The 11,937-nt window shown below is 55.8% G+C and carries 10 protein-coding genes; 3 read left to right on the top strand and 7 right to left on the bottom strand.

All coding sequences use genetic code 11. From position 1 onward, the window contains the following. Positions 1-107 precede the first annotated feature (107 nt). Positions 108-1,454, bottom strand: a complete 1,347-nt coding sequence (locus MID00_RS12925) for a PLP-dependent aminotransferase family protein (protein WP_254498925.1) — start codon at positions 1,452-1,454, stop codon at positions 108-110. A gap of 219 nt (positions 1,455-1,673) precedes the next feature. Between MID00_RS12925 and MID00_RS12920 the strand changes: the two genes are divergently transcribed. From MID00_RS12920 to MID00_RS12910, 3 genes are all read left to right on the top strand, one after another. Beyond that, a complete protein-coding gene (locus MID00_RS12920) occupies positions 1,674-2,870 on the top strand; it encodes an MFS transporter (RefSeq protein WP_254498924.1) in 1,197 nt (398 codons plus the stop codon). A gap of 327 nt (positions 2,871-3,197) precedes the next feature. Further along, a complete protein-coding gene (locus MID00_RS12915) occupies positions 3,198-3,560 on the top strand; it encodes a hypothetical protein (protein ID WP_147293836.1) in 363 nt (120 codons plus the stop codon). Continuing rightward, a complete protein-coding gene (locus MID00_RS12910) occupies positions 3,557-4,816 on the top strand; it encodes an FKBP-type peptidyl-prolyl cis-trans isomerase N-terminal domain-containing protein (RefSeq protein ID WP_254498923.1) in 1,260 nt (419 codons plus the stop codon). The genes MID00_RS12915 and MID00_RS12910 overlap by 4 nt, the downstream gene beginning before the upstream one ends. A gap of 218 nt (positions 4,817-5,034) precedes the next feature. Here the strand turns inward: MID00_RS12910 and MID00_RS12905 are convergent, their stop codons facing one another. The 6 genes from MID00_RS12905 to MID00_RS12880 all read right to left on the bottom strand — a co-directional run bounded on the left by MID00_RS12905 (position 5,035) and on the right by MID00_RS12880 (position 11,913). Next, on the bottom strand, positions 5,035-5,787 hold the full coding sequence (locus tag MID00_RS12905) for an SDR family NAD(P)-dependent oxidoreductase (RefSeq protein WP_254498922.1): 753 nt from the start codon (positions 5,785-5,787) through the stop codon (positions 5,035-5,037). A gap of 109 nt (positions 5,788-5,896) precedes the next feature. Further along, on the bottom strand, positions 5,897-6,649 hold the full coding sequence (locus MID00_RS12900) for an SDR family NAD(P)-dependent oxidoreductase (RefSeq protein ID WP_009459298.1): 753 nt from the start codon (positions 6,647-6,649) through the stop codon (positions 5,897-5,899). Positions 6,650-6,686: 37 nt separating this feature from the next. Further along, a complete protein-coding gene (locus MID00_RS12895; RefSeq protein ID WP_368044567.1) occupies positions 6,687-9,392 on the bottom strand; it encodes a DUF3141 domain-containing protein in 2,706 nt (901 codons plus the stop codon). 73 nt (positions 9,393-9,465) lie between these two features. Beyond that, a complete protein-coding gene (locus MID00_RS12890) occupies positions 9,466-10,650 on the bottom strand; it encodes an acetyl-CoA C-acetyltransferase (protein WP_254498920.1) in 1,185 nt (394 codons plus the stop codon). 70 nt (positions 10,651-10,720) lie between these two features. Further along, positions 10,721-11,467 (bottom strand): acetoacetyl-CoA reductase, encoded by a 747-nt coding sequence (gene phbB / locus MID00_RS12885; protein WP_009459304.1) that lies wholly within the window; start codon positions 11,465-11,467, stop codon positions 10,721-10,723. A 5-nt stretch (positions 11,468-11,472) separates the two neighbouring features. Then, positions 11,473-11,913 carry a phasin family protein gene (locus MID00_RS12880; RefSeq protein WP_235484280.1) on the bottom strand — a complete coding sequence of 147 codons (441 nt, stop codon included), beginning with the start codon at positions 11,911-11,913 and terminating at the stop codon, positions 11,473-11,475. Positions 11,914-11,937 lie beyond the last annotated feature (24 nt).

The raw sequence follows: 11,937 nt of genomic DNA, 5'->3' as shown, positions 1-11,937 counted from the left end.
GGTACGCCAAGGGCACCGGTGCGCAGCACCGGCAAGGGCTCAGCAGATTGGTCGGGCGGCGGGCTTGAGGGGCGTCTTGGCAAAAAAACCCAGATACTGACCAAGAATCAAGCTCCCACACTCACATCCAGACAATCAAACACCGCAGGCATCAAATGCGCCACATTCAATCGCGTCCTGTCCTTGAACTCCTTGCTGACGGCAAACGCACTGCCCGGCATCAGCAAAACCCCTTTGCTCTCCAGCCGCTGAATAAAGTCCGTCAAATCCGGCAGATCCGGATGCCGAATCCACAAGAACATTCCACCTTGCGCCTGCACCTCGAACTCCCAGCCGTATTCTTTCAGTACCTTTTGCGCAACTTGCTGATGCGTCATCAACTGGCGCTGAATCGCCTGCGTGTGCTTGGCATAAGTGCCATCGGCCAGAATCGTATTCACAAAACGCTCGCAAAACCCCGGTACGGCCACACTGGTCAACAATTTCAGACGCAGCAAGGACTCCATCAACTTCGGCCCACAAACCAGATAGCCGATACGCAAGGAAGCCGACAGCGACTTGGAGAAACTGCCTATATAGACCACATGCTCAAAATCCCCCAACCCCGCAAACGTCTGACGCACACCAGGGAAAAAATCCCCATACACATCATCTTCCACAATCAGAAAATCGTGTTCGGCTGCGCGCTTTAGCACTTCAAAAGCCACCTTGGGACTTAAACCCGCAGCAGTTGGATTATGAAACGTGCTATTGCAGAAAAAAGCCCGCACTTTGTGAGTCTGCAAAATACGATCCAGCGCCGCCACATCCGGCCCATCCGCCAGACGAGGCACCCCGACAGGTATCCCACCGCACAAACGAATCAGCTTGATCAAATTACTGCTGCAAGGCTCATCCACCAGAACATGATCCCCGGCGCGAATCACCGTGCGCGAGATCAGATCCAAGGCTTGCGTTGCTCCCAGGGTCGTCAAAATCTGCTGAGGGGAAACCTGGATCAAGGTCGATTGACGCAGCAAAAGGGACAACTGCTTGCGTAACGGCAGATACCCATGAATATCGCCATACTCCACCAAACCACTACGGCCAGATCGGGCCGTTTTGCGTATGGCCTTGGCCAGCATATCCGTATCCCGCCAAGGCAGGGGCAACCAACCACAGCCCAGCTTGCACTGCTCGGGCCTGGCCTGCAGCAGTTTAAACAAGGGATCCATCGGGGCTTCGGACGGCAGAATGGGCAGGTCCTCGTTCAAACCGGACCAGCGGGCCACAAAATAACCGCGCCCTTGCAAGGCCTCCAGCATGCCCTCACCCACCAGACGGGTGTACGCACTGACGACTGTGTGATGGCTCAAACCCTCCCTTACCATCATCTTGCGAATCGAAGGTAACTGCTGCCCTACCGCCCACTCGCCCTGGAGGATGGCGTCCTTCAAACGCTCGTGAAAATCCATACCTGCCTGCTCCCCAAACACTGTTAGAAAAAATTAGCTAACAGTTTTCAGGATAGTACACCGACTGTTCGAGACAGGGGCCCCCGACAAGGCCAAAATCCCCACCAGCATGTGCAGGCGTGACCCGCATTTTCTCCTGCACATACAGAACGCGTTGCATCACACTTCCGCTGTTCCTGACTGCACGATCAGCCTCAATATCCCTCACCACGTAGCACCATGACTGCCACCCACCTTCCTTACAGAACCTACCTTTACTTTCTGGCCCAATCCATCAACCTGACCACTGCCGTCATGTCTGTCACCATGGCTGCATTGGTAGGTGGCAGTTTGGCCCCCGAGCCCTGGTTATCCACCGTTCCATACGGTTTTCAGTTCCTGTTTGTGATGCTCTTTACCCTGCCCGCCTCCAGATTGATGGCTGCCATAGGTCGCAAGAAATCCTTTCTGCTGGCAAGCCTGCCTTTGGCTGTATCGGGGGTGGTGGGATATTGGGCGATAGAAATGAAGCAGTTTTCCTGGCTGGTGGCCTCACACGCCCTACTGGGAATCTATATTGCCTTTGCCAACTTCAATCGCTTTGCAGCCACGGACGGGCTGAACAACAGATTGAAACCACGCGCCATTTCATTAGTTGTGGCTGGCGGGGTGCTTGCCGCAGTATCAGGCCCAATGCTGATACGGGGTTTGAAAAGCAGCAGCTTCGGACAGGAATTTGCAGCCTGCTATGCTGCCCTCACCGTTCTGGCCCTAGTGTCGCTGATGCTGAATCTGCTCATCAAAGAAGTAAAACCGAGTCATGGCGCGGCACTCGGGGAAAAAAGCCGTGGCCAGGCACTTGGACTGGTGCTGCACAACAAAACCCTGGCCATTGCCATCTGCATTGCGGCCATAGGTTACGGCATCATGAATCTGCTGATGATTCAAGCTTCCATGCATATGTCCCATCTTCATGTGCATTTCTCGGATATCAGCACCGCCATTCAATGGCATGTGCTGGCCATGTTTGCCCCCTCCTTTTTCACCGGCTTTCTGATTCAAAAATTTGGCCTGAAAACCATTGCCATCAGCGGCATCGTGCTCTTGCTGCTCAGCAGTCTGGCCAATATCGTGGCTCATACTTATACGGCGCTGAGCCTTTCCCTGTTAACGCTGGGGCTGGGATGGAACTTTACTTATGTCGGTGGCAGTGCCTTGCTGAGCAACTGCCTGGAAGGCAAGCCGCAAGCTATGGCGGTACAGGGCTTGAATGATCTGGGCGTCTCCATCTTTGCCACACTGGGTGCCTTTGCCCCTGCCTTCCTGTTCAGCTTTGCTGGCTGGAGCGGCACCAATATTCTGGCCGGACTTATCTGCCTGATGCTACTGCTTCTGTCGCTGATCTATATTCCGCCCCAAACATCAGGCAAGCCATAGATCCGGACCTTACCCACTGAACACGCTAGCGGGCTTTCAAGCCCGCCCCTGCACAATCACGGCTTCCTATGAAAAGCGGCAGGATTTTTGTACTCCTGTCGATAATCGCAAGCCGTGAAAATCAGATAGTTCTTAATTTTCTGCCCGCATCTGCATGGTCCAATTCCCGTGCAGCACAAGCCCAGACACTCTGATCACGCCACGCGAGGCTATCACTTACCACAGGCAGCGATGGCCTGCATGTCCCAACTTGGCTGCAACGCTCGAACTCAATGCTCGTCCCCTAAAAGAATCTGAATAAAGATAGTCGAACGTCTCGAGGTGTTTATGCGATTCGCTGTTCCCGGCGCGGCCATCCTGGTCGCTCTTTTTCTTTCTGCTTGCCAAGCTAGCGCCCCTGTTCGGCCCACCCCGGAATCCGCCGCGTCGGGCAAGGAAGACAAGTGCTATCAGGAATTCGCGGCGCTAAAAGAGCTGGACCCCGTCTCTTATGAGAAATATCGACAGCAAATGCAGACCATTGATGAGAACTTTGGCATCTACAAAGCCAATGAATCTCTGATTGATGAAAATGCGTCTGAAATCATGCTGACCGAAGTGAATAAAATGCTTTCCCTGGTTTGCATCCGGATCAACAACGCCGTCTATTCCAATATGGTCGATCGCGTTCAATCCCTGAACAAGCTATGAAAAAGTACTTCAATGCAGCCCTGTGCTGCACCTTGCTGATTTTCTATGAGGCCTCTCACTCGGTTGGAACAGGTTTACTAGACCGTCTGGCCCAGGAAAACATTATTGGCGACGGCCTAGCTCGCCCCCAATCCGCCTCAAATCCAGTAAAGCGAAATACCGTCCCCTCTTTCGCTGTCGATTCTGATCAGGACAACAGCCACGCCTTGCTCCGCAACGAACTGCATCAAGCCAATACTCAGTTGATCGCCTTGCAGCAGCGCCTGTCGGATGCCGAAAACCTGAATAGCCAGTTGCAACAACAACTCCAGCAGCTACAGGCAGAACCGGATGGAGCTCTGGTCCTGGCGCCCATTGCTATCGATCAGGAGCAGAACCAAGCACGGATCAAGGAATTGAGTCAGCGTCTGGAAGAGGAGCTGAATCAGAAACATGCTTTGGCATCAGAACTGGAAAGCCTGCAAAGAGACCGAAGCCTGGAGCTGTCTAATGGCCAGTCACAAGACAGCAGACTGGCTGCAAATGCGGCTGAAATCACCACCCTCAAAAAAGAAATTGATGATCTGAAAGAAACAAAACAGGACTTGCAGCACAGACTGGTCGCGCAGGCTCTTACTGCCAGCAAGGCCGAATCTGGCGGAGCCCCCAGGCGCATGATTGTGAATGATGCAGCCTCGTCAGATATCCGCCTTAGCTATGCCATCGGAGCCTGGTATGCGGACAGTGCGCCGCACGAGACACAGAAGCTGGCATCCATTGGCAAAACACTGGATTTGCAAGCCTTCTCACAAGGCTTCAGCGACAAGATCGATCAACGCCTGCAGCTGTCCTCCAGCATCATTTCTGTGGAGCTGGCCAACGTAGACAAGTTATTGGAGCAAGCCATGCTGTCCAAGAACGAGAAACAGGCCAAGTCTGTTCTTGCGGCGGCTGGAGCCGAAAAAGGCGCAATCAAAATGCCTGATGGTGTGGTCTACAAAATCTTGAGCAAGGGCAAGGCGCCCATGGTAACCGCTAGCAGCGACATTCTGTTTGAACTGGATGAGGAACTGGCCACAGGTGAGGTGCTGGCGGCCAGAGAAACCAAAACCAGTCTCACCACGAACTTGCCGCCCCTATTCCAAGATATCGTCAAACAACTGGGTATTGGCGGTTCGGCAAGAATCCATATCCCTATCACCGAGGCTCATGCTGCTACTGGTGTGCTGCCGGGCTCGGTATCGATCACTACCATCAAAATTATTGGTGTGAAATAAGACTGGAATAGAGGTGCCCCATTCCTCCGCATCAAGGATCGAGCCGGATATCAGGTGTCAGGTGTCGGATGTCGGATGTCGGATGTCGGATGTCGGATGTCGGATGTCGGATGTCGGATGTCGGATGTCGGATGTCGGATGTCGGATGTCGGCATCAATATATTTTCCAACACAGGATGGCGGCTCCAACACAAAAAAAGAGCCGCCAAACCTGTCGCTTAACGAGCGGTATAGCCCCCGTCGGCCACCAGACATGCTCCCGTCATGAAGCTGGCCCCCTGCGACAACAGGAAGGCAATGGCATGGGCAATTTCATCTGAATGCCCCAAGCGGCCAATAGGATGCTGAGTCACCAGATCTGCCCGCGCCGCATCGTCGTAGTCCGACAGTATCGGCGTATCCACATAGCCGGGATGGATCGTATTGATGCGTATGCCTTTGGAGGAGTATTCCAGCGCAGCGGCTCGGCTCAACCCCACTACCCCATGTTTCGCCGCGTTATAGCCGGGCAAACGGGCATTGGACACCAGGCCCATGATGGACGACATATTCACAATCGCCCCACCACCCGCTGCCAAAATAGCCGGAATCTGATAGCGCAAGCCATAGGCTACGCCATTCAGATTGGTATCGATCAGGCGATGCCAATCATCCAGATCCATCTCCCCAACCGGCTTGGAGCCGCCCAGAATGCCTGCATTATTGACAGCAAAGTGCAAAGCGCCAAAATGCTCAATGGCACAATCCACCAAGGCTTTCACTTGCTCGGGCTTGGTCACATCGGCTACTTGGGCTACCGCCTTGCCACCCGCTTGTTCGATCTCCTTGACCACCTCCTCCAGGGCACTACGATTTCTACCGGACACCACCACAGACAAACCATTCGCAGCCAGCACACGTGCGGTTGCAGCGCCAATACCCGACGTTGCCCCCGTCACCAAAGCAGAGTGACCAGAGAATGAATACTTCATTGTGGAACTCCTTAAAAATAGGCCCCAGTAAAAGTGGGGCCCGGATTTTCGCTGGCTAATTTTGGATTGAAATACTGATTTTGTTCTCGCAGCGACGTGATCCCCCAACTCAAATAGAGGTGTAGCCCCCATCGGCCACCATGCAGGCGCCCGTCATGAAGCTGGCACCATCCGAAAGCAGGAAAGCAATGGCATGGGCGATTTCATCCGCATGGCCCAAACGACCAATCGGGTGCTGGGCCACCAAAGCAGCGCGCGCGGCCTCATCAAAGCCCGACAGAATGGGGGTATCCACATAACCGGGGTGGATGGTATTGATGCGTATGCCTTTGGAGGAATACTCCAAAGCCGCAGAACGGCTCAGGCCGACGACTCCATGCTTGGCCGCGTTGTAGCCGGGCAATGTCGGATTGGCAACCAGGCCCATGATGGAAGACATATTCACAATGGCGCCGCCCCCTGCCGCCAAAATGGCGGGGATCTGATAGCGCAGGCCATAGGCTACGCCGTTCAGATTAATGTCGATCAGGCGACGCCAGCCATCCAGGTCCATTTCGCCAGCCGGGCCGGAATCCCCGCCCACACCGGCGTTATTGACGGCAAAGTGCAAGGCCCCGAAATGCTCAATGGCGCAATCAACAGCCGCCTTTACTTGATCAGGCTGGGTGACATCGGCCACATTGCCCACGGCCTTGCCACCGGCCTGCTCAATTTCCTTGACTACGGCCTGCACGGCATCAGCCTGTACGTCGGACACCACGACCGACAAACCATTGGCCGCCAGCATGCGGGCCGTGGCGGCACCAATGCCGGAGGCCGCACCCGTTACCAGAGCAGAGTGGCCGGAAAATGAATACTTCATGCTTGAAACTCCTTCAAAAATTCATTCACGCCAAATCTCAGGATTTGCGCTGACGATTCCTGGATGCCGTACCGCCGGTGCTGGCTGACTGGGATGCCGACGCTTTTGAAGGCGACTTGGCTGCAACGGATGAGGAGCCAGCTGCGAAAGCCGCTTTTTCAGCTGCTGCTTTAGCAGAGGCAGGAGCAGCTTTGCTGGGCGCAGCGGTTTTGGCTTCTACCTTTTCCACCAGCTTGGCTGCTGCCTCCCCGCCTTTAGCGGGAATGCCTGCTGCGGTTTGAGCTAACGGCTTTGCTGTCGACTTCACAGCCGGTTTCACTGACTCTGCCACAGCCGGTTTTGCAGCTGCTTTAGCGGCTGGCTGCGTTTTACTTGCCGAGCTTGCTGTCTTTGATTTGGCTTGCGTCGCTTTAGAGGCTTGGGCACCGGTTTTCACTGGTGTTGCTGCCGTCGCCATCAAGGTCTGAGCGACAGATTTCACCGGCGCAGGAGCTGCAGCTTTCTCGGCCGCTGATGCTGGGGTCTTGGCTGCCGTCTTGGCCGCCGTGTTCACTACAGGCTTGGTGCTTGCCTCATCCGGTTTCCCTGCCTGCTCCTGCTGTTTGGCAGCTGACTCGAACAAACCCAACACTTCTTCAGACGCCTTGACCACCGCCTCGGGAGCGGCATCCTGCTCGTCTATAGCACTGATCAATTTCTTGATCAGGGATGCCACCAGACGGATTTCCTCGGGCGTCTGCTTGCTAAGCAAATGTGGAATCGCTTCCACGGCCTTATGACCGTGGTGCGCCAGCACCAGGGCCTGCTCGCGAATTGCAGCACGCATTTTTTCAATATCAAAATTGCCCGTGTCGTATTGCTCGCGCAAACGCATGGCAGCATGGTGATAACGCTCGTCCACGCTGTTGCGCTGCTTGGCAATATGGAACAAACCACGCAGTGCTGCTTCCAGCAAACCGCCTTCGTTCAACAAGCCATCCAGTCTGTGCATTTGCTGGCGTACAAAGGCCAGATGCTCGGGCGAACTGCCTGGATGGGGACGCGCCGGAATGGAATCGCCCGGTGCATGACCGGCCAGGGCCATCAGCAAAGGAGAGCCATAGACGGTGTCGAACCAGATCTGATAGATGCTGTCGCGACGATCACGGTAATTATTCAAGACCCGTTCCATGGCCTGGGAGAAATTCTCCTGCGCCTCCAGGAAGGGATTATCTTCATCCACAGTCTGACGCTGCTGTGCGATATTCTCGGCCCATTGGTGGATTGTTGCGGCCCAGGGGTGGGCGCTGGTCCAGGACTCGTAAGACAAGCGCATGGGATGCAATGCTTCCAGCAGCGCAGCGGTATAAGGCGTGGTCAACGCTTTTACCCAAGGCTGCAAGGTGCTCTTGTAAAAAGCCAGATTGATCTCCGACAGACGGGCAGCGGCAGCAAAGCGGCGATCAGATTCGGGATCAGGCTGCACAATCTCGGCAATTTCAGCCAGGCTGCTTTGACGCACCGACATCAGATAGGGGTCATCCAATAAGGTGTCGTCGTCAGGCGTTTCCTCGACAGTGGCCCGATAAATTCCGGCGGGCAACAGGTCAATTTGATCAATCGTGCTGGCAAATTTGCGGTGCTCTTTGCTGCCCACACTGCCCGACACGAAAATACCCAAGTGCCCGATACGATCATGGGTCGTGAACACAATGGTCTGGTCGTGACTGCGTACATCATCGTCGTCCAGATACAAGTCAGTAATCCAGCCCAGGGCCTGTGCAGGCGGCGTGATGTTGTCGCCAAAGGAACTGAACACCACAATGGGCGAGCGAATATTGCGCAGGTCGATACGGATGCCATCCGACGTCAATAACTGGGCTGTAGACAGCTTGTTGCCAATGAACAGGTTGTCCACGATGTACTGCATTTCCACATCATTCAGAAAGACATAACCGCCCCAGTACTTCTCGAAACCGATATAGCGCTCGGCCTCGGTGTCGGCCTTGGCGTACACGTTGTACTGCTTGGACCACAAGGTATTGGCCGGGTCCAGGTTCTCGAAATTCTTGACCAGCCACGCACCATCAAAACGGCCATTGCCCAAGTCGCTGGTCATGGCGGTCAGCCAGCTACCGCCCAGCAGACCACCGGCATAACGCATGGGGTTGCGACCGGCCCAATAGGAGACGGGCGCACCGGCCAGAATCAAGGGGCCAAACAGCTCCGGCCAGACGGCGGCGGCCATCATGACCTGCCAGCCCGCCTGACAATTGCCGATCACCACCGGCTTGCCCTGACTTTCCGGATGCAGCTCTGCCGCCTTGCTAACAAAGGCAGCATGGGCACGCATCACATCCTCGACGGTCTGGCTGGGAACAGGGTCCGGTAAAAAACCAACAAAGTAACAAGGGTGCCCGGCTTGCAGCGCAGCACCGATTTCACTGTCGGACTTGAAGCCACCGATCCCCGGCCCGTGCCCTGCCCTGGGGTCCACCACCAGGAAAGGACGTTTGCTGGGATCGGTAGGCTGATCTTCCGGTGCCAGAATGCGCACCATCAGATAGTTAACGGGTCGGGGAAGACTCAGGCCCGACATGACCAGTTCAGCCGGAAAGTTCAGCACATTGGGCACCTCAACCTTGCGTTGGGCCTGGTACTGATCCCCGACCTGACGCTCGATATCGGCATACAGAATGGCGCGCTGCCAGGCGTCCACCAGGTACGAGGAGACGGTCTGACCCAGGTTCCAGGGATTCATCATCCAGGAGGACCAGGCCGTGCTGTCGTCACGAGACTTATCTGTCATCATCTTCTCCCTTCCATCAGCTATCTGTTCAAGCGGCCTCAATAGCAATCGCTACGCCTTGACCACCGCCAATGCACAAGGTGGCCAGACCTTTCCGGGCACCACGGCGACGCATTTCATGAACCAAGGTCACCAGCACGCGCGCGCCGGAAGCACCAATGGGGTGACCCAAAGCGATGGCACCGCCATTGACGTTGACCTTGTCCATATCCCACTGCAAGTCTTTGGCCACCGCCAGCGATTGAGCGGCAAAGGCTTCGTTGGCTTCGATCAGGTCCAGTTGATCCAGTTCCCAACCCACCTTCTTCAAGACCTTGCGGCTGGCCGATACCGGGCCAATACCCATGATGGCCGGATCTACGCCCGTGCTGGCCCAGCCACGAATCCAGGCCAGAACGGGCAGGCCCAATTCCTTGGCTTTCTCTGCGCTGGCCAGCAAAAGTACGGCTGCACCGTCATTGATGGTGGACGCGTTCCCGGCGGTAACCGTGCCGTCTTTCTTGAAGGCAGGACGCAGCTTGGCCAAGGACTCCAGCGTGGTTTGGGCACGCGGCTGTTCGTCGGCCTCAACGCGCACAGGGTCGCCTTTACGCTGAGGTACGTCGATGGGGGTAATTTCGTCCTTGAAGCGTCCGGCTTCCATCGCGGCTACGGCTTTACGCTGGGACTCCACCGCAAAAGCATCTTGTTGTTCGCGGGTGATGCCGTAGCGCTCGGCCAGGTTTTCAGCCGTGATCCCCATGTGGTAGTTATGAAAAGCGTCGGTCAAACCGTCACGCAACAAGGTGTCGTCCATCATGGCGTGGCCCAGGCCCAAGCCGGTACGCGCCTTGTGTACAACAAAGGGGGCCAGGCTCATGCTTTCCTGACCGCCAGCCAGCACCAGATCAGCATCGCCCAGGGCGATGGCCTGAGCCGCCAGATGCACCGCTTTCAAGCCTGAACCGCAAAGCTTGTTCAGGGACATGGAGGGAACTTCATAAGGCAGGCCAGCGTTCACCGCGGCCTGACGGGCCGGGTTCTGACCAGCGCCGGCGGTCAGAATCTGGCCCAGAATAACTTCATCAATCTGTTCGGCTGCAACGCCCGTACTCTGGAGCACGGCACGAATCAGTTGTGCGCTCAAATCGTGGGCGGGCACCGTAGACAGCCCCCCTTGAAAACGGCCGATGGGACTACGAGTCGCAGCAACAATGGCGATATCTTTGTGCATATCCATTCCTTTCATAAGTCGCAGGCCCGACAAGCGGGCCCATACAGGCAGCAGCCGAACCGGGTCGGACTTAATACATATGCTGGCCGCCATTCATGGCGACATTACTACCTGTCATAAATCCAGCTGCTTCGCTGGCAATAAAGGTGACCAGAGCGGCAATTTCCTCGGGCTTGCCCAGACGGCCGACTGGAATGCCCGCGATAATGCTGTTACGCACATCTTCAGGCACAGCCATGACCATTTTGGTGGCCAGATAACCAGGGGAAACTGTGTTCACGGTCACGCCCTTGCGCGCCACTTCCTGAGCCAAAGCCTTGGTGAAACCGTGCATCCCTGCCTTGGCGGCCGAGTAGTTGGTTTGACCGAACTGTCCCTTGCTGCCATTGATGGACGAGATATTGATCACTCGGCCCCAGGTACGCTCCAGCATGCCGTCAATAAAAGGCTTGGTCACGTTGAACACCGAGTCCAGATTGACGCGCAGCACATCGTCCCACTTGTCTTTGCTCAGCTTGCGGAACGTGCCATCGCGCGTAATACCGGCGTTATTGACCAGGATGTCGACTTGCAGACCGTCCTTCTCGATAGCTTGCGCCATTTGCTGGCACGATTCGAAATCGGCCACATCAACGTGATAGCCCTGAAACACATAACCTGCATCGGCCTGCTCTTTAAGCCAGACCTGGGCATCAGCCTCGCTGCGCGAGTGAGTCACCAGGACTTGATGGCCCGCATCATGCAGGGCACGGGCGATCTCTTGGCCCAGACCGCCCATCCCACCTGTCACCAAGGCCGTGCGTTTAACCGTAGACATACCGCTTATGCTCCCTTTTTAGTGTCAGAGGCGCTGGCAGCGTTTGCCCAAGGTGCGCCCCACTGCTTGAAAATATCCATCATTGGCACGGCCGCACTGGTATTGCTGACCACCGCCATCACCGACTTCTGCCAGGCTTCCAGCGCTTCCTGCAAACCGGAGGTGAACTCGGTCTGGTTCTGAATCGCTAATTGATTGATGGTCTGGCTGTCGTTAACGCCGTGCTGGAACAAGCGCCAGAACGTGTCGGCGGGCAAGGTGGCCAAGGACTGCCAGTTAGCCGTTTGCAACAAGCCTTCAATCTCGGCCGTGGTCTGCTCCATGCTGCGCAAATTACTTTTCTGTACGGACTCCAGCCAGCGATGGCCGCCCTCCTGCAGCAGGCGCGTGATACGCAGTTGCAACTCAACATTGGCCTTGTACAGATCCAGGGGAAGTGTTTCCATGCTCATCGAAATCTCCTTAAAGGA

The organism is Alcaligenes sp. NLF5-7, assembly GCF_024266725.1.
Classification (GTDB): Bacteria; Pseudomonadota; Gammaproteobacteria; order Burkholderiales; family Burkholderiaceae_B; genus Alcaligenes; species Alcaligenes phenolicus.
This window is presented reverse-complemented; position numbering and strand designations above follow the sequence as displayed.

What these genes read in the sequence shown, in the direction of transcription:
- MID00_RS12925 (WP_254498925.1), bottom strand. Translation starts at nt 1,454, where the DNA reads ATGGATTTTCACGAGCGTTTGAAGGACGCCATCCTCCAGGGCGAGTGG.
- MID00_RS12920 (WP_254498924.1), top strand. Translation starts at nt 1,674, where the DNA reads ATGACTGCCACCCACCTTCCTTACAGAACCTACCTTTACTTTCTGGCC.
- MID00_RS12915 (WP_147293836.1), top strand. Translation starts at nt 3,198, where the DNA reads ATGCGATTCGCTGTTCCCGGCGCGGCCATCCTGGTCGCTCTTTTTCTT.
- MID00_RS12910 (WP_254498923.1), top strand. Translation starts at nt 3,557, where the DNA reads ATGAAAAAGTACTTCAATGCAGCCCTGTGCTGCACCTTGCTGATTTTC.
- MID00_RS12905 (WP_254498922.1), bottom strand. Translation starts at nt 5,787, where the DNA reads ATGAAGTATTCATTCTCTGGTCACTCTGCTTTGGTGACGGGGGCAACG.
- MID00_RS12900 (WP_009459298.1), bottom strand. Translation starts at nt 6,649, where the DNA reads ATGAAGTATTCATTTTCCGGCCACTCTGCTCTGGTAACGGGTGCGGCC.
- MID00_RS12895 (WP_368044567.1), bottom strand. Translation starts at nt 9,392, where the DNA reads ATGATGAATCCCTGGAACCTGGGTCAGACCGTCTCCTCGTACCTGGTG.
- MID00_RS12890 (WP_254498920.1), bottom strand. Translation starts at nt 10,650, where the DNA reads ATGCACAAAGATATCGCCATTGTTGCTGCGACTCGTAGTCCCATCGGC.
- phbB (WP_009459304.1), bottom strand. Translation starts at nt 11,467, where the DNA reads ATGTCTACGGTTAAACGCACGGCCTTGGTGACAGGTGGGATGGGCGGT.
- MID00_RS12880 (WP_235484280.1), bottom strand. Translation starts at nt 11,913, where the DNA reads ATGGAAACACTTCCCCTGGATCTGTACAAGGCCAATGTTGAGTTGCAA.